22 protein-coding genes, 3 tRNA genes and 1 rRNA gene are annotated in these 26,263 nt (G+C 62.1%); 16 read left to right on the plus strand and 10 right to left on the minus strand.

Annotated elements, in window-relative coordinates; all coding sequences use genetic code 11:
- The first annotated feature begins 100 nt into the window (after nt 1-100).
- The 5 genes from rrf to C8D04_RS03110 all read left to right on the plus strand — a co-directional run bounded on the left by rrf (nt 101) and on the right by C8D04_RS03110 (nt 1,912).
- A 5S ribosomal RNA gene (gene rrf / locus C8D04_RS03090) occupies nt 101-213 on the plus strand.
- 175 nt (nt 214-388) lie between these two features.
- A tRNA-Gly gene (locus tag C8D04_RS03095) sits at nt 389-464 on the plus strand.
- Nucleotides 465-586: 122 nt separating this feature from the next.
- Nucleotides 587-678 (plus strand) — tRNA-Leu (locus C8D04_RS03100).
- Between the two features lie 16 nt (nt 679-694).
- Nucleotides 695-1,327, plus strand: a complete 633-nt coding sequence (locus C8D04_RS03105; protein WP_116003551.1) for a DUF6806 family protein — start codon at nt 695-697, stop codon at nt 1,325-1,327.
- 54 nt (nt 1,328-1,381) lie between these two features.
- Nucleotides 1,382-1,912 (plus strand): YgjP-like metallopeptidase domain-containing protein, encoded by a 531-nt coding sequence (locus C8D04_RS03110; protein WP_116003552.1) that lies wholly within the window; start codon nt 1,382-1,384, stop codon nt 1,910-1,912.
- A 92-nt stretch (nt 1,913-2,004) separates the two neighbouring features.
- Here the strand turns inward: C8D04_RS03110 and murI are convergent, their stop codons facing one another.
- Both murI and C8D04_RS03120 read right to left on the minus strand, forming a co-directional pair.
- On the minus strand, nt 2,005-2,886 hold the full coding sequence (gene murI / locus C8D04_RS03115; RefSeq protein WP_116003553.1) for a glutamate racemase: 882 nt from the start codon (nt 2,884-2,886) through the stop codon (nt 2,005-2,007).
- Between the two features lie 47 nt (nt 2,887-2,933).
- Nucleotides 2,934-4,484: a fumarate hydratase gene (locus tag C8D04_RS03120; RefSeq protein WP_116003554.1), complete on the minus strand. Its 1,551-nt coding sequence runs from the start codon at nt 4,482-4,484 to the stop codon at nt 2,934-2,936.
- A gap of 120 nt (nt 4,485-4,604) precedes the next feature.
- Here C8D04_RS03120 and fumC point away from each other — a divergent pair, with 120 nt between their 5' ends.
- Nucleotides 4,605-6,008 carry a class II fumarate hydratase gene (gene fumC, locus C8D04_RS03125; protein WP_199562959.1) on the plus strand — a complete coding sequence of 468 codons (1,404 nt, stop codon included), beginning with the start codon at nt 4,605-4,607 and terminating at the stop codon, nt 6,006-6,008.
- A gap of 120 nt (nt 6,009-6,128) precedes the next feature.
- On the plus strand, nt 6,129-6,386 hold the full coding sequence (locus C8D04_RS03130; RefSeq protein ID WP_116003555.1) for a DUF2249 domain-containing protein: 258 nt from the start codon (nt 6,129-6,131) through the stop codon (nt 6,384-6,386).
- Between the two features lie 100 nt (nt 6,387-6,486).
- Here C8D04_RS03130 and mnmH read toward each other — a convergent pair whose 3' ends face one another.
- A complete protein-coding gene (mnmH, locus tag C8D04_RS03135; RefSeq protein ID WP_116003556.1) occupies nt 6,487-7,548 on the minus strand; it encodes a tRNA 2-selenouridine(34) synthase MnmH in 1,062 nt (353 codons plus the stop codon).
- A 59-nt stretch (nt 7,549-7,607) separates the two neighbouring features.
- Between mnmH and selD the strand changes: the two genes are divergently transcribed.
- The gene (selD, locus tag C8D04_RS03140) at nt 7,608-8,684 is read left to right on the plus strand and encodes a selenide, water dikinase SelD (protein WP_116005985.1); all 1,077 of its coding nucleotides are present in this window, start codon (nt 7,608-7,610) and stop codon (nt 8,682-8,684) included.
- A 274-nt stretch (nt 8,685-8,958) separates the two neighbouring features.
- Here the strand turns inward: selD and C8D04_RS03145 are convergent.
- From C8D04_RS03145 to C8D04_RS03155, 3 genes are all read right to left on the minus strand, one after another.
- Nucleotides 8,959-9,048: transfer RNA gene (locus C8D04_RS03145), tRNA-Ser, on the minus strand.
- A gap of 94 nt (nt 9,049-9,142) precedes the next feature.
- Entirely contained in the window at nt 9,143-10,060 is a 918-nt protein-coding gene (locus C8D04_RS03150) for a stomatin-like protein (RefSeq protein WP_116003557.1), read from the minus strand.
- A 38-nt stretch (nt 10,061-10,098) separates the two neighbouring features.
- Complete coding sequence (locus C8D04_RS03155; protein WP_116003558.1) at nt 10,099-10,524, minus strand: NfeD family protein; 426 nt, start codon at nt 10,522-10,524, stop codon at nt 10,099-10,101.
- Between the two features lie 145 nt (nt 10,525-10,669).
- On the opposite strand from C8D04_RS03155, the gene C8D04_RS03160 reads away from it, so the two are divergent.
- Nucleotides 10,670-13,036, plus strand: coding sequence for an arginine/lysine/ornithine decarboxylase (locus C8D04_RS03160; protein ID WP_116003559.1), 2,367 nt, complete (start codon nt 10,670-10,672; stop codon nt 13,034-13,036).
- A 139-nt stretch (nt 13,037-13,175) separates the two neighbouring features.
- Here C8D04_RS03160 and C8D04_RS03165 read toward each other — a convergent pair whose 3' ends face one another.
- Entirely contained in the window at nt 13,176-14,024 is an 849-nt protein-coding gene (locus C8D04_RS03165; RefSeq protein ID WP_116003560.1) for a DNA ligase, read from the minus strand.
- A 94-nt stretch (nt 14,025-14,118) separates the two neighbouring features.
- Nucleotides 14,119-14,919: an enoyl-ACP reductase FabI gene (fabI, locus tag C8D04_RS03170; protein WP_116003561.1), complete on the minus strand. Its 801-nt coding sequence runs from the start codon at nt 14,917-14,919 to the stop codon at nt 14,119-14,121.
- A gap of 104 nt (nt 14,920-15,023) precedes the next feature.
- Here fabI and C8D04_RS03175 point away from each other — a divergent pair, with 104 nt between their 5' ends.
- The 6 genes from C8D04_RS03175 to C8D04_RS03200 are packed head-to-tail and all read left to right on the plus strand — an operon-like array spanning nt 15,024 to nt 21,396.
- Complete coding sequence (locus tag C8D04_RS03175; protein WP_116003562.1) at nt 15,024-16,850, plus strand: extracellular solute-binding protein; 1,827 nt, start codon at nt 15,024-15,026, stop codon at nt 16,848-16,850.
- 3 nt (nt 16,851-16,853) lie between these two features.
- On the plus strand, nt 16,854-17,879 hold the full coding sequence (locus C8D04_RS03180) for an ABC transporter permease subunit (RefSeq protein WP_116003563.1): 1,026 nt from the start codon (nt 16,854-16,856) through the stop codon (nt 17,877-17,879).
- A gap of 14 nt (nt 17,880-17,893) precedes the next feature.
- Nucleotides 17,894-18,313, plus strand: coding sequence for a nucleotidyltransferase domain-containing protein (locus tag C8D04_RS03185; RefSeq protein WP_158550274.1), 420 nt, complete (start codon nt 17,894-17,896; stop codon nt 18,311-18,313).
- The gene (locus C8D04_RS03190; protein ID WP_116003564.1) at nt 18,306-18,725 is read left to right on the plus strand and encodes a DUF86 domain-containing protein; all 420 of its coding nucleotides are present in this window, start codon (nt 18,306-18,308) and stop codon (nt 18,723-18,725) included. The genes C8D04_RS03185 and C8D04_RS03190 overlap by 8 nt, the downstream gene beginning before the upstream one ends.
- A complete protein-coding gene (locus C8D04_RS03195) occupies nt 18,725-19,765 on the plus strand; it encodes an ABC transporter permease (RefSeq protein ID WP_116003565.1) in 1,041 nt (346 codons plus the stop codon). Before C8D04_RS03190 ends, C8D04_RS03195 begins: the two co-directional genes overlap by 1 nt.
- Nucleotides 19,762-21,396 (plus strand): dipeptide ABC transporter ATP-binding protein, encoded by a 1,635-nt coding sequence (locus tag C8D04_RS03200; RefSeq protein WP_116003566.1) that lies wholly within the window; start codon nt 19,762-19,764, stop codon nt 21,394-21,396. The genes C8D04_RS03195 and C8D04_RS03200 overlap by 4 nt, the downstream gene beginning before the upstream one ends.
- A gap of 75 nt (nt 21,397-21,471) precedes the next feature.
- Here C8D04_RS03200 and C8D04_RS03205 read toward each other — a convergent pair whose 3' ends face one another.
- A complete protein-coding gene (locus tag C8D04_RS03205) occupies nt 21,472-22,047 on the minus strand; it encodes a lipocalin family protein (protein WP_116003567.1) in 576 nt (191 codons plus the stop codon).
- Between the two features lie 209 nt (nt 22,048-22,256).
- Here C8D04_RS03205 and C8D04_RS03210 point away from each other — a divergent pair, with 209 nt between their 5' ends.
- Nucleotides 22,257-23,225, plus strand: a complete 969-nt coding sequence (locus tag C8D04_RS03210; protein ID WP_116003568.1) for a cation diffusion facilitator family transporter — start codon at nt 22,257-22,259, stop codon at nt 23,223-23,225.
- A 38-nt stretch (nt 23,226-23,263) separates the two neighbouring features.
- Here the strand turns inward: C8D04_RS03210 and C8D04_RS03215 are convergent, their stop codons facing one another.
- Nucleotides 23,264-25,927 carry a cation-translocating P-type ATPase gene (locus tag C8D04_RS03215; RefSeq protein WP_199562960.1) on the minus strand — a complete coding sequence of 888 codons (2,664 nt, stop codon included), beginning with the start codon at nt 25,925-25,927 and terminating at the stop codon, nt 23,264-23,266.
- Nucleotides 25,928-26,263 lie beyond the last annotated feature (336 nt).

Genomic DNA, 26,263 nt, shown 5'->3' on the forward strand with positions numbered 1-26,263 from the left:
AGGGATGTTATGCCAAGTTGTCGCAATCAAAATATAAGCTGATTCCAAACTCTATGAATTCGCCAGGCAGTCCTCAAAAACTGCCCAGCACCAAGTTATGCCTGATGACCATAGCAAGTTGGTACCACTCCTTCCCATCCCGAACAGGACCGTGAAACGACTTTGCGCCGATGATAGTGCGGGTTCCCGTGTGAAAGTAGGTCATCGTCAGGCTCTTACAGCGCAGCAACGCCCCTCTCAGCAATGAGCGGGGCGTTCCTGTTTCTGGGATCGGCCTTGGCGGTCTTCAAAAAATCTTTTGCAACTTTTCTGGCAAGGAATTTTTGCGCTATAATATGAGACTTGCCGAAAAGCACTGTGGTATTTAAACAGTGCACATAGGTTAAATGCGGGAATAGCTCAGTTGGTAGAGCGCAACCTTGCCAAGGTTGAGGTCGAGAGTTCGAGACTCTTTTCCCGCTCCAGTTTTAAAAGGGAAGCTTCGGCTTCCCTTTTCTATTTGGTGCAAGGGCTCATGGCATCGCGCCGAGGCATTGTGTATGTGCGAAACCGGGGGTACGCTGTCACCGGTGCTGTGCAGCGGCAGGCCCCGATGGTGAAATTGGTAGACACTGCGGACTTAAAATCCGCCGCTTCCTGAAAAGGGGCGTGCCGGTTCGATCCCGGCTCGGGGCACCACCATTACTATTTAGTCATGTCACATTACAACGCTCCATTCGAAATCCATGTCCATGGTCAGGTTACGCTGCGTGCTGATACAGGGTATGAGCAGTTGCAGGAGGCTCTCAAACCCCTCTGGAAGTATGCCGGGGCCCGTTCCTTGGCCGACGGGGCTGCCAGCGTGTACGAGGAAGAGCCAGGCATCCAATTCGACGCAAAGGGCCACATGCTTCAGATGTGCTGGACGGTGCGCGGGGATGAGGATTTTCGCCAGTCTCTGGATGAAATGTGCATGAACCTGAACGACCTCGCTGAGCAAGGTGCGGCCGTTGAGGTTACTTTTTACGATGTGGACTTTGACGAAGATGAGGCCGATGAGGGCTCGGAATCACGCGATGATTTCATCATGCTGTTTGTGGGGCCGACGCCTGCGGCCATCATGCAGGTACAGCGCGATCTGTTGGTGCAAGATGTGATTAACATGATGGAGCGTCATTTTGATGGCTCCGAACTGGGTGGTGTGGTGGCTGAGATCGACAAGCTGTTCAGCCAGCGCTTTGATGCCTTGGTGAATTCACTGGAGATCGGCAAGCCTCCGCGTGGCCCTGGTGGTTCCGGTGGCGGGCATGGCAGTGGAGGCGGCCGCCGTCCACGCCATCTGCATTAATGGTCGTTTGAACGAATCGCTCTGGCGCCACAGCCAGGGCGCGCAGCACACGCCATGCAGACTGAATTGATCTATTTGGGTGCATACCCTTCCTCGCTACAGGAGCAAGTTCGCGACTTGTTGCACGGGGATCGTGGTGCACTGGCACCGCTGCTGATGCGCAAGTACCCGCAGCCGCACGCTGTGCGAACCGATAAGGCCTTGTACCAGTACGCCACTGAGATCAAGAACCGGCATTTGCGCAATGCCGATGTGGTGAACAAGGTGCTGTTTGACAGCAAGATCCATGTTGTGCGGCATGCGCTGGGTCTGCATACCAGTCTGTCCCGAGTGCAAGGGAGTCGGCTAGCGGCCAAACACGAAATTCGAATTGCCTCGATGTTCAAGCAGGTGCCGGACGAATTTTTACGGATGATCGTGGTGCACGAATTGGCCCACCTGCGCGAAAAGCAACACAACAAGGCGTTCTACCAGTTGTGCGAGCATATGGAGCCCGGCTACCACCAGTATGAGTTGGATGTGCGGCTGTACCTGACGCACCTGGAGTTGGATGGAGAGCGCTTATGGGACAGCACAAGCTTCTAAAAGACTTGGATTTGGTACGAATCGCTCAATTGCAGCCATAGCGAATAGCTGCTTGCACCTACCAATGGGCGACGGAAGTGCATTTCAACTAGCTATTGGGCAGGCCCAGTTTTGTCCATTGGTAAATCGACAGTTGCACAGCAGCGTGGGGGGAGCTGTAGCCAGCGCTGTGCCGCGTTTTGCAATGGCGCGAGCGTGCCCGTAGTTAAAAGAATAATGGCATCAGCGGAGTCGGGCGTTTCGGCCGCCCGGGCCAGCATATCGGCTGCATCTAGCAAGTGTCGCGTGTGCCGTGCCACCGGCTCGCCGGTTGCAATCAGCTGGACTGATGGGCCGAGCAGGCTGCGCAAGTCGTCCTGCACGAAAACATAATGGGTGCAGCCCAGCACCAAGGTGTCTATTTCTCCAGGCTGGGTCCCAAATTTGCCCATGGCATCTGTATAGCGCGCGCACAGTGCCAGGGTTTCCGTGGCGGTGAGTGTCTCGGGGATGGCCAAAGTGGTGCTGCGCTCAATGGCATGGGCCAGTCCGTCACAGGGTTGCACGATGAACTCAGCTTGGCCGTGCAACGACGCCAGCAATTTGGCAAATTTGGCACTGGTCAGTGTGCCGCGCGTGCCGATGACGCCGATGCGCCCGGTTTTGCTGGCCGCGACAGCAGGTTTGAGTGCAGGCTCTACGCCCACCACGGGTAGTGTGGGGTGGCGCGTGCGGGCCTCGTGGATGGCTGCGGCCGTGGCCGTGTTGCAGGCCACCACCAGTGCCTTGATGTGGTGGTGCTGGAGCAAGTAGTCGGTGATGGTATGGGTGCGCGCGACTACAAAGGCGTCGCCCCGCTCGCCGTAGGGGGCATTGCCGCTGTCGGCCAGGTACACAAAACGTTCGTGGGGGAGTTCTGCGCGCAGCGCCTGGAGCACGCTCAGCCCACCGACGCCGCTGTCGAAAACACCGATAGGCTGCTGGGATGTGGGCATGTGCGTGTGCCTGCCAGCCGGCGTGGCCGGCAGGAGGGAAGTCGCCTTCAGGTGGCGGAAACTCCGATACCTTTGAATTCACCCGTGGCGATGCGCTTTTGCCATTCGGCCGGGCCGGTGATGTGGGCACTGGTGCCGCCAGCGTCCACGGCCACGGTGACGGGCATGTCCACCACATCAAATTCGTAGATGGCTTCCATCCCTAAGTCGGCAAAGCCCACCACCTTGGCGGTCTTGATGGCCTTGGATACCAGGTAGGCCGCTCCTCCAACGGCCATCAGGTAGGCAGATTTGTGTTTCTTTATGGCTTCTATGGCCACCGGGCCGCGCTCGGCCTTGCCGATCATGGCGATCAGGCCGGTCGCACTGAGCATCATTTCGGTGAAGCCGTCCATGCGTGTGGCGGTGGTGGGGCCGGCGGGGCCTACGGCCTCGTCATTGACGGGATCGACCGGGCCGACGTAGTAGATGACGCGGTTGGTGAAGTTTACGGGCAGCTTCTCGCCCTTGGCCAGCATGTCCTGGATGCGCTTGTGCGCGGCATCGCGGCCGGTGAGCATTTTGCCGTTGAGCAGCAAGGTGTCTCCGGGCTTCCAGCTGGCCACCTCGGCGGGCGTGAGGGTGTCAAGCTGAACGCGCTTGCTCTTTTGCGTGTCGGGCGCCCAGTTCACGTTGGGCCACAGGTCCAGGCTCGGTGGGTCCATATAGACCGGGCCGCTGCCGTACATCACGAAATGCGCGTGGCGCGTGGCGGCGCAGTTGGGGATCATGGCTACAGGCTTGCTGGCAGCGTGCGTGGGGTACATCTTGATCTTCACGTCCAGCACCGTGGTCAGGCCGCCCAGGCCTTGCGCGCCAATGCCCAGGGCGTTGACCTTGTTGAACAGTTCCAGGCGCAGCTCTTCTGTTTGGGTGAGTTTCTCGCCCTTGGCAGCCTTGGCCTGCAGTTCATACATGTCCAGGTCGTCCATCAGGCTTTCCTTGGCCATGAGGACGGCCTTCTCTGCGGTGCCGCCGATGCCGATGCCCAGCATGCCCGGCGGGCACCAGCCAGCGCCCATGGTGGGCACGGTCTTGAGCACCCAGTCCACCACGCTATCGGAGGGGTTGAGCATGACCATCTTGCTCTTGTTCTCCGAACCGCCGCCCTTGGCGGCCACGGTCACATCGACCGTGTTGCCCGGCACGATCTCAGTGAAGATCACTGCGGGGGTGTTGTCCTTGGTGTTCTTGCGGGCAAACAGCGGGTCGGCCACCACGCTGGCGCGCAGCGTATTGCCTTCGTGGTTGTAGCCACGGCGCACGCCTTCGTTGATGGCATCGTCCAGGCTGCCGGTAAAGCCTTCCCAGCGCACGTCCATGCCGACCTTGAGGAACACGTTGACGATGCCGGTGTCCTGGCAGATGGGGCGGTGGCCCGTGGCGCTCATCTTGCTGTTGGTCAAAATCTGGGCCATTGCATCCTTGGCGGCGGGGCTTTGCTCGCGCTCGTAGGCACGGGCCAGATGCTGGATGTAGTCGGCCGGGTGGTAGTAGCTGATGTACTGCAGTGCGGCGGCAATGGATTCGATCAGGTCGGCTTGGCGGATAGTCGTCATGGCGTGGGGAAGAGCAGGTTACGCGAAGCCTCGAATTATCCTCTGCTGGGCTTGCGCGGATCTGTCACCGGGTATTCGGAAGGCGTATCCTGCGGGGGCCGCCACTGCACAGGAGATGCCATGTCTGACCCCAAGATGCCCCAAGCCGCCTTGCGTACCGAGTTCGACAGCTTTGGCCCCATCGAGGTGCCAACCGGGCGCCTATGGGGCGCGCAGACGCAGCGCTCTCTGGAGCATTTCGCCATTTCGGGCGAGCGCATTGCGCCTGAACTGCTGCGTGCGCTGGCCCAGGTCAAGCGCGCCTGTGCCTACGTGAACCACACATTGGGTTTGCTGGATGCTGCCAAAACCACGGCCATCGTGGCGGCGGCGGACGAGGTGATCGATGGGGGACTGGGCGACGAGTTTCCCTTGGTCGTTTGGCAGACCGGCTCAGGGACCCAGACGAACATGAACATGAACGAGGTGCTGGCCAACCGCGCCAGCGAGATGCTGGGTGGCGCCAGAGGCCCGGCGCGGCTCGTGCACCCTAACGACGAGGTGAACCGGAGCCAGTCGAGCAACGACGTTTTTCCTACGGCCATGCATGTGGCAGCGGTCGATGCGCTCACGCGCCAACTGCTGCCGACCCTGCATATGTTGCGCGCCACCCTGACTGGCAAAGCCGAGGCTTTCGCCGACGTAGTGAAAATTGGCCGCACGCATTTACAGGACGCCACGCCGCTGACCCTGGGGCAAGAGATTTCGGGCTGGGCCGCGCAGCTGCAGCATGCCGAGCAGCATGTGCGGGCTGTGTTGCCGCATTTGTACGAACTGGCGCTCGGGGGCACAGCCGTCGGCACGGGCCTGAATGCCCCGCCGGGCTATGCGCAGGCTGTGGCGCAGGACCTGGCCGACCTGACGGGCCTGCCTTTTGTCACCGCCCCCAACAAGTTCGAGGCCCTGGCCAGCTGCGACGCCCTGGTCCATGCCCACGGTGCACTCAAGGGGCTGGCTGCCAGCCTGATGAAGATCGCCAACGATGTGCGCTGGCTGGCCAGCGGGCCACGCAGCGGCCTGGGCGAGATTGCCATCCCCGAGAACGAACCGGGCTCCTCCATCATGCCTGGCAAGGTCAACCCTACGCAATGCGAGGCGTTGACCATGCTGTGCTGCCAGGTGATGGGCAACGACGTGGCCATCAACATGGGAGGGGCAGCTGGCAACTTTGAGCTGAACGTGTTCCGCCCCATGATTGCGCACAACTTTCTGCAAAGCGTGCGCCTGCTGGCCGATGGCATGCGCAGCTTCAACGCCCACTGTGCTGTGGGCATCGTACCGAACCGTGCGCGTATCACAGAACTGGTGGAACGCTCACTCATGCTGGTGACGGCGCTCAACCCGCATATTGGCTATGACAAGGCCGCGCAGATCGCCAAGGCAGCGCACCAGCAGGGGTTGAGCCTGCGCGAGGCCGCCATTGCCAGCGGCCATGTCACTGCCGAGCAGTTCGACGCCTGGGTGCAACCGGCCCGCATGGTGTAGCCCGCGCTTTGCGTGCCGCGTGTCGCCCTTGTGGCGACAGGGGCGATGGTGTGGATGGCAGGGCCGCGCTGTATACTTTAAATTCATTAAATATGAATCTTTAGCGCAAACCACCGCTTCATCACCATGAACCACGTCCATACCTCGCCCGACGCTATCTATCCCTTTGACGCACGCGGCGTTGCCAAACGATTCCGCCATGCGGCCATTTTTGGCGCGCTTGATTCTCTCAACCCCGGCGAGACCATGCGCTTCGTGAATGACCACGACCCGCTGCCTTTGTTGCAGCAACTGCAGATGCGCTATGGCGAGGCGGTGCACATTGAATACCGCCAGCGCGAGCCGGGCGCCATCGTCATTGACTTTGTGCGGCAGTAAGGTATGGCACAGGTGTGTGGGCCCTGTCTGAGCCCACCCACTTGTATACTATAAAAAATATAGCTGATAGCGCTTTACAGATAAGCGTTAGAGCCACTTTTTATTCAATTTTTGCAGGCAGGGCCAGCACCTGCTCTGCCAGCGTGTCAATGCCGCTGGGCGACAAATCCGCCGCCTGCACGGTCTGCCGCTGCGGCCACTGGAACAAATGTGCGTTTTGCGACCGTGCGTAGAGTGGGTCGTAATGCAAGGCCATCAGTTCGGAAAACAGGGGTGCCAGTGCGCCCTCCATGGCCCAGGCTTGCCAGCGGTCGATGGTCTGCCTGCCATGCAACTCGCGCAGGGTACCCAGCTGTGTTGCCAGGGCCGCCGGGTCGTCGCCCAGGTTGGCATAGTCGCGCAGCAAAAACTCCAGGCGCACCGAGGGCGTCGCCTGGATTTCAATGCAGGGGCTAGCGCGCAGGCGCTGTACCAGCGCTTGCGGTACCGACACACGGCCGATGCGGCTGCTTTCGGCTTCCACAAAGATCGGGCGTTGCATGTCTAGCGGCTCCAGGGCCTGCGCGAGCAAGGTCTCGAACGCCGTTTGCGATGGTTGCGCCACGCCGGGCCATGCGCCCAGCACCGAGCCGCGGTGCCGGGCATAGGCCTCCAGGTCCAACATCTGCGCGCCGCGTGCGGCCAGGGCCTGCAGCACCCGCGTCTTGGCGCTGCCGGTGGGACCGCACAGCACGCGCAGTGGCAGTTGGGGTGCCAGGGCGTCAATGCGCTCGATCACATGGCGCCGCCAGGATTTGTAGCCCCCGGCCAGTTGCTGCGCATCCCAGCCCACCATGCGCAGCCAGGTCACCATCGAGCCGCTGCGCATGCCGCCGCGCCAGCAGTACACCAACGGCTTCCAGGCAGCGGACTTGTCGGCAAACTGCTCGCGCAGGTGGCGCGCCAGGTTGGCCGCAACCATAGCACCGCCCACACGCCGTGCCTCGAAGGCGCCTTGCTGTTTGTACAGCGTGCCCACGATGCGCCGCTCCTCGTCATCGAGCACCGGGCAATTGATGGCGCCGGGCAAGTGGTCCAGCGCGTATTCGGCCGGAGAGCGGGCGTCAATCAGTGCGTCGAACGCATGTCGGTCTTGCACGCGCACAGGGCTGCGGTGGCTCATGGGAAAACTCCAGTGGAGAAGGGCAAGACCGTGGCATGGCTGGCACAATGACCATTACCATGAATGACTTCTCACCCGTGATCGAGGAAACCGTCAAGCTCACCCAGTTCGCCCACGGCGGAGGGTGTGGCTGCAAAATTGCGCCGGGCTTGCTGCGTGAGATTTTGGCACGCGCACCGCAGGGCCTGGTGCCGCCCGAACTGCTGGTAGGCACCGAGACCAGTGACGACGCCGCTGTATACCGCCTGAACGACCAGCAAGCACTGGTGGCAACCACGGATTTTTTTACACCCATTGTTGATGACCCGTATGACTTTGGCCGCATTGCCGCGACCAATGCGCTGTCCGACATCTACGCCATGGGTGCCACGCCCATCCTCGCACTGGCGCTTGTGGGCATGCCCATCGCCAAGCTGGCGCCCGAGGTCATAGGCCGCGTACTCGAAGGCGGCGCCGCCGTATGCCGCGAGGCCGGTATCCCCATCGCAGGGGGACACAGCATCGACGTGCTTGAACCCATCTACGGCCTGGTCGCCCTGGGCCTGGTGCACCCGCAGCGCGTACTCCGCAATGCCGCTGCACGGGATGGCGATGTGCTGGTGCTGGGCAAGCCCCTGGGGGTGGGCGTGCTTTCTGCTGCCTTGAAAAAAGGAGTGCTGGACGCTGAGGGCTATGCCGAAATGCTGTGCCACACCACCCAGCTCAACCGTGTGGGCGTGGCACTGGCGCAGATTGACGGTGTGCACGCCATGACCGATGTGACCGGCTTTGGCCTGGCGGGGCATCTGCTGGAGATCTGCCGAGGTTCGCAGTTGTCTGCTCACATCGATTTGGCGAGCCTGCCGCTGATTGCCAGTGCTGTGGCTTGGGCCAAAGACGGCCTTGCCACGGGTGCATCGGGCCGCAACTGGGCCGCCTACGGTGCCGAGGTGCATTGGCCTGAGACTGCGCACGAATGGCAGCGCACCCTGCTCACCGATCCGCAAACCAGCGGCGGCCTGTTAGTGGGCTGCGCGCCGGGCGCTGTGGATGCCGTGCTGCGCGCTTTTCATGGCGATGGTTTCGCGCAAGCGGCCATCGTGGGGCGCATGCAGTCTGATATGGCGGGGCAGGGGCCACGGCTGCATTGCACCTAAAGCTGCAGGTTATTGTGCTGGGGCTTTGTTGCACCAGTCGGAAGGTCGATGAGATGATCCTCTGCATGTCTTTGTCCAGCCAGATCGACGTCCCTCGGGCTTTGAGCGCAGCGTTGTACGCAGCCCATTTGGTTGTTTTGTAGCGGGTCTTGGCGCCCTTGGGTTCGAGGCTATCAGCCCAAAAGATCGCCTTTGTACAATAAAGTCGCTTTGGGCGGGAATGTCAATCACCAAAGAAAAAACCCTAAGTGAATCAATCACTTAGGGTTGTATATGGCGGAGAGGGCGGGATTCGAACCCGCGGTGGGGATAAACCCACACACGCTTTCCAGGCGTGCGACTTAAACCGCTCATCCACCTCTCCGAAGCCTTTGATTATAGCCACAGGAGTGTGGGCATATAGAGAAACAGCGGCGGAGACGGCAAAAAAGCAGTGCGTCTTTCTTCGCAGACTACTTTCAGGCAGTTTTTGTGCTGGCCTGCACCATCTTCATGGCTGAGCCGATCAGCGCCGATACCTCGGTCATGTTGCTGGGTACGATGAGGGTGGTGGTGGCGTCGGAGGCCACTTTGCTGTAAGCCTCGACGGCTTTCTCTGCAACCTTGAGCTGCACGGCCTCTTGTCCGCCCGGTTGGCGAATCGCTGCGGCGATCCGTTCGATAGCATGTGCTGTAGCGTCTGCTACGGCGGTGATCGAGGCAGCTTCGCCCTGGGCCTTGTTGATGACGGCCTGTTTTTCACCTTCTGAGCGGGCAATGAAGGCTTCGCGTTCGCCGGTGGCGATGTTGATCTGTTCTTGGCGGCGGCCTTCGGAGGCGGCGATCAGTGCGCGCTTTCCTCGCTCTGCGGTGATTTGCGCCTGCATGGCGTGCAGGATTTCCTTCGGTGGGGTCAGATCCTTGATTTCGTAGCGCAGTACCTTTACGCCCCAGTTCAGTGCGGCCTCATCAATGGCTTGGACGACCTGGGCGTTGATGATGTCGCGTTCTTCAAAGGTCTTGTCCAGCTCCAGCTTGCCGATCACCGAGCGCAGTGATGTCTGTGCCAGCTGGGTCACCGCCATGATGTAGTTGCTTGATCCGTAGCTGGCGCGCATGGGGTCGGTGACCTGGAAATACAGGATGCCATCGACTTGCAGCTGCGTGTTGTCGCGCGTGATGCAGATCTGGCTGGGCACATCGAGCGGGATTTCCTTCAGGCTGTGCTTGTAGGCCACGCGGTCGATAAAGGGCACCAGGATGTTCAGGCCCGGCGTGAGGGTGCCTGCATATTTGCCCAGGCGTTCTTTCACCCAGGCGTTCTGCTGGGGCACCACCTTGACAGAGCGTGCAATGAAGATCACTGCGATGACAAGGAGGACGATGGCGATTTCCATTGGGGAACCTTTCGAGGGGAGGGTGATGCAGTCAGGGCTTATAGCGGATCGACGAGCAGGCGGCTGCCCACCAGCTCTGCGACCCGGTGCATGCCCGTGGAAGGGGTGACACCGGGGCGATGGATGGCTGTCCAGGTGGCGCCCCGGTATTTCACGGTGGTGGTGCCGTCGGCGTTCCAGCTGTCGATGACGATCGTTTCGCCGACGTCCAGGTTCACGCTGCGGTCGGCGCGGGCCGATGGATCGCCGGGGCGCCTTCTTTTGGCGTAGTGCCAGGCTACGACAGCGCCGCCACCGACTGCGGCAGCCGTGACGATTTGGCCCGTCAAAGGCAGGCCCGTGTGGGCCACCAGGGCGGCTGCAGCCAGACCCAGGGCCACCATCAGCAGGTAAAAAGTACCGGTGAGCAGCTCGGCAACGATCACACCTCCCGCCAGCAACCACCAGATGGTGGATTCCTCCATATTGACCTCCACAAGAACTTGTCTTTAGTGCACCACATTCTGGGTCAAAAGCGGTGCTATTCAAAGGCTCGTCAGGCTTATTCCTTACACTTCGCGCCTGATTCGTTTTTTAGCCGGGCAGGGCACGTTTGCACGGAGGCTGCGCATGAAATTTCGTTTTCCTATCATCATCATCGATGAAGACTATCGCTCCGAGAATACCTCGGGTCTTGGTATCCGCGCGCTTGCGCAGGCCATTGAGGCCGAGGGGTTCGAGGTGGTGGGCGTCACCAGCTATGGTGACCTGTCGCAGTTTGCGCAGCAGCAAAGCCGGGCCAGTGCTTTCATTCTGTCGATTGACGATGAAGAGTTCACTGTAGGTGAAGGGCTGGACCCCATCGTGCTGAGCCTGCGCAACTTCATTGGTGAGGTGCGCCGCAAGAATACCGAAGTGCCGATTTACGTGCACGGCGAGACCAAGACCAGCCGCCATTTGCCCAACGACATCCTGCGCGAGCTGCACGGCTTTATCCACATGTTCGAGGACACCCCCGAATTCGTGGCCAAGCACATCATCCGAGAGGCCAAGAGCTACCTTGAAGGCGTTAAGCCACCGTTCTTCAAGGCGCTGCTGGACTACGCCGAAGACGGCTCCTATTCATGGCATTGCCCCGGTCATTCGGGCGGCGTGGCATTTTTGAAAAGCCCCGTGGGCCAGATGTACCACCAGTTCTATGGTGAGAACATGTTGCGCGCTGACGTGTGCAATGCCGTGGAAGAACTGGGCCAGCTGCTGGACCACAACGGTGCCATCGGCGAGAGCGAACGCAATGCCGCGCGCATCTTCAACGCCGACCACTGCTTCTTCGTGACCAACGGCACATCTACTAGCAACAAGATGGTGTGGCACCACACCGTGGCGCCGGGCGACGTGGTGGTGGTGGACCGCAACTGCCACAAGTCCATCCTGCACAGCATCATCATGACCGGGGCCATCCCCGTGTTCATGAAGCCGACGCGCAACCACTTCGGCATCATCGGGCCGATTCCGCAGAGCGAGTTCGAGCCGGCCACCATCCAGGCCAAGATCAAGGCCAACCCGCTGCTCAAGGGCGTGGACGCGAAAAAAGTCAAGCCGCGCGTGCTCACGCTTACGCAGAGCACTTACGACGGCGTGCTCTACAACACCGAGACCATCAAGGGCATGCTCGATGGCTACGTGGACAACCTGCACTTTGACGAGGCCTGGCTGCCGCACGCGGCCTTCCACCCGTTCTATGGCAGCTACCACGCCATGGGCAAGAAGCGCGCGCGCCCCCAGCATTCGGTGACCTACGCCACGCAGTCCATCCACAAGCTGCTGGCCGGCATCAGCCAGGCCAGCCATGTGCTGGTGCAGGACTCGCAGACCACCAAGCTCGACCGCCACCTGTTCAACGAGGCCTACCTGATGCACACCAGCACCAGCCCTCAGTACAGCATCATCGCCAGCTGCGATGTGGCGGCCGCCATGATGGAGCCGCCCGGCGGCACCGCGCTGGTGGAAGAGAGCATTCTCGAAGCGCTCGACTTCCGCCGCGCCATGCGCCAAGTCGAAGCCGAGTTTGGCAAGAAAGACTGGTGGTTCAAGGTCTGGGGGCCAGAAAAACTGGTGGCAGAAGGTATTGGCCGCGCCGAAGACTGGATCATCCGCAGCGACAGCAAGAGCAAGAAAGCCGGCAGCAAGTGGCATGGCTTTGGCCAGTTGGCCGATGGCTTCAACATGCTCGACCCGATCAAATCGACCATCGTTACGCCAGGCCTGAGCCTGGACGGCAAGTTCGACAAGACCGGTATTCCAGCGTCCATCGTCACCAAGTACCTGGCCGAGCATGGCGTGGTGGTGGAGAAGACAGGGCTCTACAGCTTCTTCATCATGTTCACCATCGGCATCACCAAGGGCCGCTGGAACACCTTGCTGACCGCACTGCAGCAGTTCAAGGACGACTATGAGAAGAACCAGCCCATGTGGCGCATCCTTCCCGAGTTCTGCCAGCAGCACAAACGCTATGAGCGCATGGGCTTGCAGGACCTGTGCCAGCATGTGCATGAGATGTACGCCAAGTACGACATTGCGCGCCTGACCACCGAGATGTACCTGTCGGATCTGACCCCGGCCATGAAGCCGTCGGATGCGTTCTCACACATCGCGCACCGCACAACCGAGCGCGTGGAAATCGACCACCTGGAGGGCCGCATCACCGTGGGCTTGGTCACACCGTACCCTCCGGGCATTCCGCTGCTGATTCCGGGCGAGGTGTTCAACAAGAAAATCGTGGACTATCTCAAGTTCGCCCGCGAATTCGCCAAGCTGTGCCCTGGCTTCGAGACAGATATCCACGGCCTGGTCGAGGTCGAAGATGAATCTGGACAGGTGCGCTATTACGCCGACTGCGTGGCGGACAGCAACGCGCCGAAGAACCCCAAGCCTTTGGCCACCGCCAAGAATCTGGTGCAGGTAGGTGACGATGGGCCCTACGGTCGCAACGTCTGATCCTGCAGGGCAGGCCTTGGAGGGCTGCCGCAACCCGATGCTGCCTCATCTCGTCGGGTGGGGTGTGAAAGTTTTGGTGATAAGTGCCGTTGGCGCAATGTGGCAGAGCGCTGGTAGCTATTAAATATGTAGCTATCGATCAGTGTGGCATGTCTTCGCGCATCCGCACAAAACTGGCAAAGCGCGGCAATCCGCCGTCGTGCGTACCGCGAAAGCGGTACGTCACCCAGCTTCCCTCCGGGGGTGGCGTCTGTCGTTGTGTGTCTGTGAAACCGGCTCCCAGTCGAAACCGCTGGCCTGATGGCATCTCCACCAGCAAAGCCCCCATGCGCCCGGTGTGGCGACCTTTGCCTGGGAGGTGGGCAATGACGCGGGCTTCTGCATCTTCGTGGGTTTTGACCTTGACCAGATCGTCGCTGCGGCCTGACTGGTACCGCGAGCTGCCCCGGTGCAGCATCAGTCCTTCGCCGCCCGCGCGCACAGTGCGTTGCAAAAGGGCCTGGAGCGCTGTGTCGGTCGCGACCCGCTTTTGTGCCACCGCTTGCACCCAGGGCTGGCCGATGCGTTCGACCACAGCGTTGAGCGCGGGAATCCGTTCGTCGAAGGTGCCCGCGTTTTGGGGCAAGTCAAAGACCATGAAGCGCATGGCCCGCCAGGCGGTGTCGTCAGGCCGCTGCTGGCGGGTGGTGGACTGGGCATGCGCAAAGCGCCCACGCCCGGCCCACAGTTCGCCGTCCATGGGCGTCGAAGGCCAGCCGGTGGTGAACCATGCTGGCGCTGCCACCGTTTCACCACCCCTGGTGCGCAGCGTGTGCCCGTCCCAGTAGCCGCGTACGCCGTCGTATTTTTCGCTCACCCAGTAGTCGGCCAGCAACATGCCTGGCCGGTACACAGTCGCCAGCAGCAAGGCTGGCGCATCCGCGGCATAGACCCCAATGCCGGGCAGGGCGGACAGTGCCAGCCAAGTCAGACAGTGTCTGCGGCGCATGCTACGCAATGGAGGGTGCTATTGAAGATATAGCTGCTTGCGCTTTATGGGTGGTCGCTAGCAGCCATTTTTACTGCTAATCCTGCGGGGCGGGTCAGACCTGGTCGGCGGAAAGGCCCGCCGTCTGGCTGAAGCCGCCGTCCACATAGGTGATTTCGGCCGTCATGCCGCTGGCCAGGTCGGACAACAGGAATGCCGCCACATTTCCCACATCTTCAATCGTCACGTTGCGGCGCAGGGGCGCGGCATCGGCCACGCGGCCCAGCAGCTTGCCAAAGTCCTTGATACCGCTGGCTGCCAGCGTCTTGATGGGTCCGGCGCTGATGCCGTTGGCACGGATGGCACGGCCATCCTCGGTGCGGCCCACGGCTTCGGCCAGATAGCGTACGCTGGCCTCTAGGCTGGCTTTGGCCAGGCCCATGGTGTTGTAGTTGGGGATGGAGCGCAGCGCACCCAGGTACGACAGCGTCAGCAGCGACGACTTGTCGTTCAGGTAAGGCAACGCTGCCTTGGCCATGGCCGGGAAGCTGTAGGCGCTGATGTCGTGTGCAATGCGAAACCCTTCGCGCGAGAGGCCTTCGAGGAAGTTGCCGGCGATCGCTTCGCGTGGCGCAAAACCAATGCTGTGCACAAAACCGTCAAATTTAGGCCATGCCTGGGCGAGGTCTGTGAACATGCGTTCGATCTGCTCGTCGCTGGCCACGTCGCAGTCAAAAATCAGCTTCGAGTCAAACTCGGCGGCAAAGTCGGTGATGCGGTCTTTGAAGCGCTCGCCCACATAGCTGAACGCGAGTTCAGCGCCTTGCTGGTGGCAGGCACGGGCGATGCCGTAGGCGATGGAGCGGTTGGACAGTACGCCCGTGATGAGCAGCTTCTTGCCGGTCAGAAAACCCATGTTTGTTCTCCTGTGGAATGCGGAATATCGGCAGACCACTGGCCGAGGGGCGTTCACCCCGCTGCCTGCGCAAAAATGCTGCCGACGTAGGGCAGAATTGTCGCATGCGGTACTTGGCTCTTTTCATGCTCTGGGTCTGCGCCGTACCGGCGTGGGCTGCGCATGCGTATGCACTCTGGGGCGAGCCCCTGTATCCGGCGGGCTTCACTCATTTTGCGTATGTCAATCCAGATGCACCCAAAGGCGGAGACCTGCGCCTGGTGAGCAACGTGCGCACCTCCACGTTCGACAAATACAACCCGTTCACCATGCGTGGCGCCGCGCCCGCTTACCTGAGCGAACTGATGTTCGACAGCCTGCTGACCGGTTCGCTGGACGAAACCGCCACGGGTTACGGTCTGCTCGCCGAGGATGTGGGTGTGGCGTCCGATGGCCTCTCTGCCACTTTTCGCCTGCGGCCCGAGGCGCGCTTTCATAACGGCGATCCGGTGCTGGCGCAGGACGTGGCCTGGTCGTATGAAACGCTGGTGGGGCCGTTTACCTCGCCCGCCTACAAGACGCTGCTGATCGATGTTGCAGGGGTGGATGTGGTAAATGACCGCACAGTGCGGTTTCGATTCAAAAACCCGAACCGCGAGCTGCCCCTGACCGTTGGAGGGCTGCCCATTTTCAGTCGCGCCTGGGGTATGGAAGGCGATAAGCACAAGCCCTTTGACCAGGTTGTGACCGACATTCCCATTGGCAGCGGCCCCTACAAAATCGGCCCGGTGCGCTTTGGCAAGGACATTACCTACGTGCGTGATCCCCAGTATTGGGCGCGTGACTTGAACGTACGCCGGGGTCAGAACAATTTCGACCGCATCGAGGTGAAGATTTACAAAGACGCCACGGCACGCCTCGAAGCCTTGAAGGCAGGCGAATTTGACCTGATGCGTTTCTTCAGCGCAGGCGACTGGGCGCGACGTGTCAATGGCAAAAAATTTGATACCGGCGAGCTGGTGAAGGGTGAATTCACGCACAAGCTGCCCTCAGGGTTTCAGAGTTACGTGCTCAACACCCGCAGGCCGTTTTTGCAGGACGAGCGCGTGCGCGAAGCCCTGGGCCTGGCGATTGATTACGAGTGGATGAACCGCCAGCTGTTCTACGACGCCTACCAGCGCGTGCACGGCCTGTTTGGCAACACCCGCTGCGAGACACACGGCAGCCCGTCGCCGCAAGAACTCGCACTGATGGAGCCTTGGCGCAAGAGCATCCCGCCCGCTGCCTTCGGCCCCATGCCACAGCCCCCGCGCACGGATGGTTCGCACAGCCTGCGGGACAACCTGCGCCGTGCCAAAGCCTTGCTCAACGAAGCCGGTTGGGCCGTCAAGGACGGGGCGCTGCGCAACGCGCAGGGCGAAGCCCTGGTGCTCGAATACATGGACAGCAACGAGGGCGGCGTGCGCACTGTCACGCCGTGGATGCGCAACCTGGAAAAGCTCGGCATTGCCTTGCGTTTTCGCTCTGTCGACTTCGCGCTGTACCAGCAGCGCCTGCAGAAGTTCGACTTTGACATCACCTCGATTGCCTACCAGGGCACGAACAACCCCGGTCAGGAGTTCGCGGACTTGTTTGGCAGCAAGGCTGCCGACACCGAGGATTCAGGCAACTTCACCGGCGTGAAGAGCCCGGCCGTGGACGCCATGATCCGCGCCATGACCAGCGCCAAGACGCAGGAGCAGCTTTTGCCCGCCTGCCATGCGCTCGAACGCATCATCGTCGCGGGCCACTACCTGATTCCGCAGTGGACCGCGGGAACGCACCGCATGGCCTACAACGCCTGGCGGCTTGCCAAACCGGACATGGTGCCGCCGTATTCTCCGGGGGAGACCTGGGTCATCAACACCTGGTGGGCAAAGCGGTCTGCACAGACCACGCCAACCGCACACTGAGCCATGTTTGCCTACATCCTCAAACGCATCCTGCTCATGCTGCCCACGCTGCTGGGCGTGCTGCTGCTTACTTTTGCCGTGGTGCAGTTTGTTCCCGGCGGGCCGGTGGAGCAGTACCTGGCCGAGGCCAAGGCCGGAGCGGCGGGCGCGGAAGGTGGTGGCATGGGCTACCGGGGCGCGCAGGGTGTGGACCCCAAGCGCTTGGAGCAGATCAAGGCGCAGTACGGTTTTGACAAGCCGCCGGCCGAGCGCTTTGTGCAAATGCTGGGCCAGTTCGCACGTTTCGACCTGGGCCGCAGCTTTTTCCAGAACAAGGATGTGTGGCAACTGGTGAAAGAGAAGCTCCCGGTGTCGATCAGCCTGGGGCTCTGGACCTTCTTCATCAGCTATCTGGTGGCCGTGCCGCTGGGCGTGGCCAAGGCGGTGCGCGCCGGGTCGCGCTTTGATCTGGTGACTACGCTGCTCATCCTGGTGGGCTATGCCATTCCCGGCTTCGTGCTCGGGGTGGCCTTGCTGGTCATCTTTGGTGGGCAGTTGCAGTGGTTTCCGCTGCGCGGACTGACGTCGAGCAACTGGGATGAACTGGGCTGGGGTGCGCGCATCGTGGATTACCTCTGGCACATCACCCTGCCCATCATCGCTATGGTGCTGGGCAGCTTTGCGGTGACAGCCATGCTGACCAAGAACGCCTTTCTGGAAGAGATCCGCAAACAGTATGTGCTGACGGCGCGCGCCAAGGGGCTCTCGGAACGCCAGGTGCTTTGGAAGCATGTGTTTCGCAATGCGCTCATTCCCATCATTACGGGCTTCCCGGCGGCGTTCATTGGGGCGTTTTTTACCGGCTCGCTGCTCATCGAGACACTGTTCTCGCTCGATGGCCTGGGTCTGCTCAGCTACGAGAGCGTGATTCGGCGGGATTATCCCGTGGTGCTGGGCACGCTGTACCTTTTTACGCTGATCGGCCTGTTCACCAAGCTGATCTCTGATCTTTGTTATGTGTGGGTAGACCCGCGGGTCAAGTTCGATTGAAAGGTTGCAGGCGCATGGCAATAGATATTTCTGTGGCGCAAGAGACGGTCGAACGCATCGTAGGCATGCTGCAGCGTCGCGTGCCCGGGCTGCTTGCCGTCTACGGATTTGGCAGCCGGATCCAAGGCGCGGCGCGTGCCGACAGTGACCTCGACATGGCTGTACTCGTGGCGGGATATGCCGACGTTCTGCTGCTCTGGCAACTCTCGGGCGAACTGGCAGACATCGCCGGGTGTGCGGTCGATCTGCTGGATTTGCGCGCCGCTTCCACCGTGATGCAGTACCAGATCATCACGACCGGGGTGCGTTGGTGGGCCAAGGACGCACAGGCGGCCTTGTTCGAGAGCGCTATCCTGAGTGAGAAAACGGCCCTGGATACGGCCAGGGCGGGATTGCTGGGTGACATTGCCCTGCGTGGAACCGTGTATGCATGATGACGTATTGATCAACAAGGTGGCAACGATTGAGCGCTGCGTGGCGCGAGCGCGGGAAGAGTATTTCCGCGATCCCGGCAGCTTTGGCACGGATTTCACTCGGCAGGACGCCGCCATCCTCAACATACAGCGTGCCTGCGAAGCGGCGCTGGACATGGGCCAGCACCTGATACGGCGCGAGCGCTTGGGCATACCGCAAAGTGCGCGCGATGTCTTTGCACTGCTGGCGCAAGGCGGCTGGATCGCTCTCGCCCTCGCCGAAGGGTTGAAGCGCATGGTGGGCTTTCGCAACATTGCGGTGCACGATTACAAAGCCCTTCAGCTTCCCATTACCGTGGCCATCATCGAGAAGCATCTTGACGAATTCTTGCAATACAGCCAAGCCGTATTGCTTGGGCGCCCAAAAGCGTGATGTCTTCTGTTGCGCCCTCCCTTTCCCCTTCGCGCCGCGCCTGGCTGCGGTTCAAGCGCAACCGCCTGGGCTATTGGAGCCTGGTGGTTTTTTGCGTGCTGGTGGCGCTGAGCCTGTGCGCCGAGCTGGTCAGCAACGACCGGCCGCTGATCGTGCGCTACGAGGGGCAGACCTATTTCCCGATGCTCAAGGACTACCCCGAGACCACGTTCGGCGGCGACTTTCTCACGCCCACCGACTATCTCGATCCGTTCATCCAACAAAAACTCAGCCAAGGCAGCAACTGGGCGCTCTACACCCTCAACCCCTACGGCCCCAACACGCTGAACTATTTTGCCAAGGCGCCCAACCCTTCTGCGCCCACACCGGACAACTGGCTAGGCACCGATGACCGGGGGCGCGATCTGGCGGCGCAGCTGCTTTACGGCTTTCGGGTCAGTGTTCTGTTTGCGTTGGCGCTCACGGTGACCGGCGTGCTATTGGGGGTGGTCACTGGCGCCATCCAGGGTTTCTTTGGCGGCAAGACCGACCTGGCGTTTCAGCGCTTCATCGAAATCTGGGGCTCCATGCCTGAGCTGTATCTGCTCATCATTTTCAGCGCCGTTTTTGCGCCCAGCATTTCGCTGCTGCTCATCTTGCTGAGTTTGTTTGGCTGGATGGGCCTGTCGGACTACGTACGTGCCGAGTTTTTGCGCAACCGCCAACTCGATTACGTGAAGGCTGCGCGGGCCCTGGGCGTGGGCAATTGGCAAATCATCTGGCGCCACATCCTGCCCAACAGCCTCACGCCGGTGGTCACGTTTTTGCCGTTTCGCATGAGTGCGGCCATTTTGGCGTTGACATCGCTCGATTTTCTCGGTTTAGGCGTGCCGCCGGGGACACCATCGCTGGGTGAATTGCTCAGCCAGGGCAAGAACAGCATCGATGCCTGGTGGATCTCGCTGTCCACCTTTGCGGTATTGGTGGTCACGCTCCTGCTGCTGACCTTTATGGGCGATGCGCTGCGCGATGCGCTCGACCCTCGAAAGGCTGAAAAATGACGACAGCATGGGGTAGCCCTCTGCTGCAAGTGCGTGGTCTGCGCGTGCGTTTTGGCGCGAAAGAAGTCGTTCGGGATGTTTGCTTCGACATCTCGCCAGGCGAAAAATTCGCACTGGTGGGCGAGTCGGGTTCGGGCAAAACCATTACAGCGCTCAGCCTGCTGCGCTTGGCGAGCGATGCCGTCTTGCAAGGCAGTGCCGTGTTCAAGGGCCGCGACCTGCTGGCGCTTTCTGAGCGCGAAATGCGCGGCGTGCGCGGCGGCGACATCGCCATGATTTTCCAGGAACCCATGACGGCGCTCAACCCGCTGATGACCGTGGGCCGACAAATCAGTGAAGTGCTGGAGCTGAAACAGGCGCTGTCGCAGGCACAGTCTTGGCAGTCCGCGATTGAATTGCTGGCAAGCACCGGCATCCCCGAGCCCGAGCGGCGGGCCGCGGCCTTCCCGCACCAGCTCTCGGGCGGGCAACGCCAGCGCGCCATGATTGCCATGGCCCTGGCCAGCCGACCGGCGCTGCTGCTGGCCGATGAACCCACTACTGCGCTCGACGTCACGCTGCGCGGCCAAATTCTCGACCTGCTGGCCGACCTGCAGCGCCAGACGGGCATGGCCGTGCTGCTCATCACGCACGACCTCAACCTGGTGCGCCGTTTTGCCGACCGCGTGGCGGTGATGGAGCAGGGCGTTTTGGTGGAACAGGGGGTGGTGACCGATGTATTCGCAAACCCCCAACACGCCTACACGCGCCGCCTGATTGCCAGCCAGCCCCAGCGCGACGTGGTCGAAGAGGAGCCCGATGCGCACGCACAGGCTGTGCTGCGTGCGCACAACCTGCGCGTTGTTTATCCAACGCCTTTGCCGGGCGTGCGCGGGTGGTTCAAGAAAGGCGAGTTCATTGCTGTGGACGGAGCCGACATGTGCCTGCTCCCTGGTCGCACGCTGGGTGTGGTGGGTGAATCGGGCTCGGGCAAGTCCACGCTCGCGCAGGCATTGCTGGGCCTGCTGCCGCACCAAGGCAGCGTGGAAGTGGCCGGAAGCGCCTGGCAGGCGCCAGCAGCGCGCAATACCCAGCACAACCAGCGCCTTCGCCAGCAGATCCAGGTGGTCTTCCAAGACCCGTTCTCGTCGCTCTCTCCACGCCTCACGGTGGAAGAAATTGTCGGCGAGGGTTTGCGTGTGCATGCGCCCGGTTTGCCTGCGGCCGACTTGCGCCAGCGGGTCGAAGCGGCGCTGCATGAGGTGGGTTTGAGCGAAGACCAGTTCCCCGGCCTGCTGGCGCGCTACCCGCACGAATTCTCGGGCGGCCAGCGCCAGCGCCTGGCCATTGCGCGCGCGCTCATCGTGCAGCCCCAGGTGCTGGTGCTCGACGAGCCGACCAGCGCGCTCGATGTCACCATCCAGCAGCAGGTGCTGGTCTTGCTGCAACGGCTGCAGCGTGAAAAGGGCCTGAGCTACGTGCTCATCACCCATGACGTGGATGTGATCCGCGCCATGGCGCACCAGGTCCTGGTGATGAAAGACGGTGAAATCGTTGAAAACGGCCCGGTGGCACAGGTGCTCGATGCGCCGCGCCACCCTTACACCCAGCGACTGGTGGCTGCTGCTGGCGTGGCTGATGCGAATTTTTAGAGAAAAATGACTCTAAGGCTTATACAGTAAGCGCTGACAGCTATTAAAAATATAGTTGCAGCAGAGCGGTTTTTTTCAGTCTGTGGTGCTCGCACCCTCTTGCGGCACCCACAGGACCTGCTGCTCATCCACGCCCAGTGCACGGGCCTGATCCATGAGTTTGTCTTTGACATCCTGGGCCAGTGTGGGTGTGCGCGACAGGATCCAGAAGTAATCCAGGCTGGAGCCGACCACCATCGCCCACTGGTACTGCGGGTCGAGCGCCACCACGTTGTAGCCGCCATAAAACGGGCCAAAGAACGACACCTTCAGCGCCGCTTGCGTGGGCGCACCCACAAAGCGAGCCTTGCCTGTCGACTGCTTCCACTGCCGTCGCTCGGGATCAAAGCCCCGGTTGACCACGCGGATCGTGCCGTCGTCGTTGCGGCGGTAGTCGGCGCCGGTGCGCACCAGGCCTTTTTCAAAAATATGGTCGATGCGCGCGACCTCGTACCAGTGGCCCGCGTAGCGGTCCACATCAAAGTCCACCGGCTGTATGCCCGGCGGCACGCGCGTGGCGCAGGCGCTCAGCGCCAGAACGCAAATCAGTGCGCCGCCGCCCAGGACAAGGGGCAGCCAGGGGGCGCGGCGCAGAGGGGGAGGCAAATGCATGGGTGCTCTCTTTGTCGATGTGTTGTGCACAGGCGCCAAAAGCAGCGCATGCCTGACTTTAGGCGGGCCGCCAAACAGTGCCTGTAGGCCGACGCTGGCATTCGATGTCAGGCAGGGCGGGGCTGCAGCGCTGGTGGGTGCGGGTAAGCTAGCGCCTGCAGGGCGTGCAAAGGGTGCATGCCTTGCCGTCACTCAGGCAGCCATAGACCATGCAATTCAACGACCTCGCAGACAGCCACGAAGACACCGAACACAGCCGCGCAGAGCGCACGGCCGCTGCGTCGCGCAGCACCTGGGTGAGCGTGGGGGTCAACCTGGTGCTTTCCAGCATCCAGATCGTGGTGGGCGTTTTTTCCAAATCGCAAGGCCTGATTGCCGACGGCATTCACTCGCTGTCCGACCTGGTGGCCGACTTCGTGGTGCTGTTTGCCAACCACCATGCCCAGAAAGAGGCCGACGAGGAGCACCCCTACGGCCATCAGCGCTTTGAAACCGCCGCCTCACTGGTGCTGGGCCTGTTGCTGCTGGGCGTGGGCGTAGGCATGCTGTGGCAGGCCGCCATCAAGCTGGAAAACCCCGCCGAAGTGCCCAAGGTGCACGTGATGGCCCTGTGGGTGGCTGGCGCGGCGCTGGTGGGCAAAGAGCTTTTGTTTCGCTACATGCTGGCGGTGGCCAAGCGCGTCAAGTCGAGCATGCTGGTGGCCAATGCCTGGCATGCCCGCTCGGATGCGGCCTCGTCGCTGGTGGTGGGGATCGGCATTGCCGGCAACCTGATGGGCTACCCGCTCCTGGATCCGATTGCGGCGTTGATCGTCGGTTTTATGGTGGCCAAAATGGGCTGGGAGTTTGGCTGGGACGCGCTGCACGACCTGATGGACCGCTCGGTGGACGAGCAGGAGGTGCAGGCCATCCGCCAAACGCTGCTCGACACCCCAGGTGTGAGTGGCGTACACGATGTGCGTACACGCAAAATGGGCGACATGGTCGTGGTGGATGCGCACCTGGAGGTCAACGCCGCGCTCACTGTCGAGGCAGGTCACGACATTGCCGTACTGGCGCGCCAGCGGGTGCTGCAAAGGCACCGCGTGCTCAACCTGATGACCCATGTGGACCCCTGGCGCAAGCCCGATCTGGACCATGCGCCGCTGCCCGTGCGCGGCAGTACCGCACAAGAGTAAGCCGCCCCGCACCGCAGGGCGCGGCTGTGCCTCGCGGGTCAGGTGGTGGCGGGCGGTGCGAGCCGGTTGCGGCGCCAGCGCAGGCCCACGGTGCGCACCAGCTCCAGCCAGGCCAGGCACAGCGCGATCAGCACGGCGGCCGCGGCCAGGCCCTGGCGGCCGGGTAGCTCCAGCCCCATGAGTGCGCGCAGCCACGGGATGCCCAGCACGGCCAGCAGCAGCAAGCCCATGCCGGCGGCCATGCCCCACAGCCAGGGGTTGCGGTCGGTGAAGCCAAACCAGGCAGGGCGCGAGAGGTCACGGTTGGCCCAGATGAGCAGCATCACGCCCAGCACCAGCGTGCCAAACACCACGCTGCGACCTTGTGCATGGCTCCAGCCCTGGTCGATCAGCCAGGCCTGCCCGGCCAGCAGAACAGCCGCCATGCCGAGGCCCTGCAATACCGAGTAGAGCAGCGGCGCGGCTGCAAACGGCGAATCAGCCACCGGGCGCGGCGCGCGCTCCATCAGGTCCTCGGCCTCGGGCTCAGCCTCGAAAACGATGGAGCAGGCCGGGTCGATCAGCAGCTCCAGCAGCACAATGTGCACCGGCAGCAGCAGCACCGGCCAGTGCAGCAGCGTGGGCACCAGCGCCAAGGCGATGATGGGAATATGCACGGCGAACACGAAGCGCACCGCCTTGCGGATGTTGTCGTCAATGCGCCGACCCTGTCGGATGGCGGCCACGATGCTGGCAAAACTGTCGTCCAGCAGCACCAGTGCGGCGGCTTCGCGCGCTACGTCGGTGCCGCGCTCGCCCATGGCGATGCCCACGTCGGCGGCCTTGAGGGCGGGGGCGTCGTTCACACCGTCGCCCGTCATGGCGACCACCTCGCCCGAGACGCGCAGCAGTTGCACCAGGCGCAGCTTGTGCTGGGGCTTGAGGCGTGCGCACAGGTCCACATGTTGCAGGCGCTGGCGCAGGGTGGCATCGTTCATGGCCTCCATCTCGGCGCCGGTGATGACGTCGGGGCGCTCCGACAGTCCCACCTGCTGCGCGATGGCACGGGCCGTGGCGGGGTGGTCGCCCGTCATCATGATCACGCGCACGCCGGCGCGCCGGCATTCGGCCAGGGCGGTGGGCACTTCGGGGCGCGCTGGGTCGGCCAGTGCGACCAGGCCCAGGAATTCAAAGTCGAAATCGTGCTGGCTCTGCGGCCACGGCGGGGCGCCGTCCTGGCCCGATGGGGCCGCGTTCCAGCGCCCGCACGCCACCCCCAGCATGCGCAGGCCGCGCTCGGCCATGGCTTCTACCTGGCGCTGGATGGCGGCTCTTTGGTCGGTGCCAAGGTGGCACAGGTCGGCCACGGCTTCGGGCGCGCCCTTGGTCGCCAAAAGATATTGCGCAGGGCGGGTGCTGGCAAACACCCGCGTCATGGCCAAGATTTCGCCCGACAGCGCGTATTCAAAGGTTGGCTCGCGCCCGTCGTGTACGTGCTCGGTGCCGGCCAGCCACTGGTGGCCAAAGTGCTGAATGGCCTTTTCCATCGGGTCGAACGGGTCGCCTGGCGTGGCCAGCATGGCGAATTCGACCAGGCGGTGGAATTCCTCGGGCAATTCCTCGGGCCTGTCGCTGGCGCCTTCGGGCGTGAACTGCGCTTCCGCCGTCTGCAGTGCTGCGACGGCCATGCGGTTGGTGGTGAGCGTGCCGGTCTTGTCCACCGCCAGCACCGTGATGGCGCCCAGCGCTTCGACGGCGGTGATGCGCCGCGTCAGCACTTTTTGCTGCGAAATACGCCACGCACCCAGCGCCAGAAACACGGTGAGGATGACGGGGATTTCTTCGGGCAGGATGGCCATGGCCAGGGCAATGCCCGAGAGCAGGCTCTCGAGCATAGGCCGGCCATTCCACCCCCAGTTCAGCAAGATTTGAGCGCTGGCCAGCACCAAGGCGCCTGCACCCAGCCGGCGCACCAGTTTGCGCGAACCCTCTTGCAACGCGGACACCGCCTCGGTGGTAGCGGCCAGGTCGGCGCCGATGCTTCCTACGGCCGTGTGGGCGGCGGTGGCCTGCACCTGCGCCACGCCCACGCCGCGGGTCACTACGGTGCTGGCGAACAACATAGCCCCCACGCTTGCCACTTCGTGTGCTGCGCTGCCCTCCAAGGGGGCTGGCCTGGCTTGGGGCGGCCCGGCGCTGGCGGCCGTTGCCCCCGCGCTGGCAGAGCCCTGTGCGCCTTGCGCAGCAGGCAGTTTGGCCACGGGCACTGCCTCACCCGTCAGCAGCGATTCGTCCACTTCCAGCAAGCCTTCCAGTAGTTGTGCGTCGGCGGCGATGCGGTCGCCCTCATGCAGCACCAGCAGGTCGCCGCACACCACGTCGCGCCCGGCAATGCGCTGCTCTTGTCCGTCTCGGATGACCAGTGCGCGCGGGGCAGACAGGTCGCGCAGCGATTCGAGTGCGCGCTGCGTTTTGCGCTCCTGCACCAGCGTGATGCCAATCACCACGAACACGAAACTGAGCAAGAAGATCGCCTCGGCGCGGTCGCCTAGCGCCAGGTAGATGCCGCCTGCGGCCAGCAGCATGAGGAACATGGGCTCGGTCAGCACATCGCGAACGATGGCGAAGGTGGTCTTGGGTGCGCTGCCGGGCAGCAGATTCGGGCCCTCTTGGGCCAGGAGGCGCGCTGCCTCGGCGGCGCTCAGGCCGGTTTGGGGTGGCATTGTGCCGGGTGGGGGGGCTTGGTTGGCGGGCATCGTGATTTTTCTCTGGGCCAGGGTACACAGCTTTCGGCCCTAACAATCCAGGGTGTGGTCTGTTGCCAGTGTAGACAGGCCGCCAGAGGGGGGGATCTGGCGATTTTTAGAATTTAGATGAAATAGGCCTCAAACGCTTGTCTATCAAGCGCAAGCAGCTATTGTTTTTATATTTTCGATGCTGTCGCCAAAGCAGATGGCCTTGCACGGCGAAGGAAAAACGAACGCAATGGACCAGTGCGTGCCAGAGCCGCCGCTTGAACCGCGACCACGCGCCGGTGGTGCCCGCGCAAGCCGTGGACG

This window comes from Simplicispira sp. 125 (genome assembly GCF_003096555.1).
GTDB lineage: Bacteria > Pseudomonadota > Gammaproteobacteria > Burkholderiales > Burkholderiaceae_C > Simplicispira.